Source organism: Alkalibacterium indicireducens (assembly GCF_039522005.1).
Taxonomy (GTDB): domain Bacteria; phylum Bacillota; class Bacilli; order Lactobacillales; family Carnobacteriaceae_A; genus Alkalibacterium; species Alkalibacterium indicireducens.
This window is the reverse complement of sequence record NZ_BAAADA010000030.1, coordinates 1-1078: the sequence shown is the minus strand read 5'-3', so window position 1 is coordinate 1078 and position 1078 is coordinate 1. Positions and strand designations below refer to the sequence as shown.

Genomic DNA, 1078 nt, shown 5'->3' with positions numbered 1-1078 from the left:
CGACAGAAATCATCATACGAGCAACGAGAAATTTGGGAAACATAATTTTTCATAGATTATTGGGAGTTACCATCAATATACTAAAAAATTGAATAAAAAACCAGAGAAGTACTACACTGTACCTATTCTCCCTCATTGGAGATTCTCCGTCAATAGTTCTGTGATCTTTGTGAAACTATTATCGATCTGCAGATCCTGATAGAATTTTCCTTCTTCAAACACTAATATAATTCAGGTTTGTTTCTGGAAAAATAAAAAAGCCCATGAGACGGTCATAGGCCAAAAAGCGTTCTGTTTTGCCTCGAAACAGAGCCCTAGTAGTAATAGTAAACTCTAATTAACGACCTGACTTAAACCTGAAAGGTTCTCACAGTGGCGGGACCGTACCGGATTTACACCGGTTTCCTTAATTAGAGCGTTTTTTGAATTCATATTCTATCGCAAACATAATAGCAAGAAAGCGCTTCAAAGGCAACATATATTTAATTTTTTTATATATTCTTAATCAGGAATCTTTCAGCTCGTCATCCTGTAAGTATTTCACAATTTCTTCAACTCCTTCGTTTGTATACGCTGACACCTTAAATATATTCTCTGCCCCAGCTATTTCCAATCTCTTCTCTGCTTCTTCCAACACTTTGCTGGATGTTGCTAAATCGATCTTAGTCAGTATACCAATAACAGGTTTTGAAAAATAAGAATTAAACATGGGCGGAAAGGTTTGTTCCCTTTCAGAAACACTGGATATAAAAGCAATTATATCTGCTTCAACAGAAGTCACTTGCAAGGCGTTATAATATCGTCGGTGATGCAAAAATTCCCCAGGGGTATCAATCATCCCAGGATCAAATTGTATAGCTTGAGTCTTGCTGTAGGATAATACCTCACCTTTGATCCTTTGACATAGCGTTGTTTTCCCCGATTCTATAGGGCCTATCATCATGATTTTTTTCATTACAATCCTCTTTTCTAGAAATATTGATGAATTTTTAAATAAATCAGCTATTACCTGAATTATTCATACCTCTAAATGTGGATAACTATTTCTATTAAACTCACTGCTTTTTTAGACATTTTT

The 1078-nt window shown here is 35.3% G+C and carries 1 protein-coding gene and 1 riboswitch; the gene reads right to left on the bottom strand.

What is annotated here, in order from left to right:
• Window positions 1–281 precede the first annotated feature (281 nt).
• Window positions 282–434: riboswitch (adenosylcobalamin (AdoCbl) riboswitch) on the bottom strand.
• A 71-nt stretch (window positions 435–505) separates the two neighbouring features.
• The gene (locus ABFX15_RS02120; protein WP_346023882.1) at window positions 506–955 is read right to left on the bottom strand and encodes a EutP/PduV family microcompartment system protein; all 450 of its coding nucleotides are present in this window, start codon (window positions 953–955) and stop codon (window positions 506–508) included.
• Window positions 956–1078 lie beyond the last annotated feature (123 nt).

What these genes read in the sequence shown, in the direction of transcription:
- ABFX15_RS02120 (WP_346023882.1), bottom strand. Translation starts at nt 955, where the DNA reads ATGAAAAAAATCATGATGATAGGCCCTATAGAATCGGGGAAAACAACG.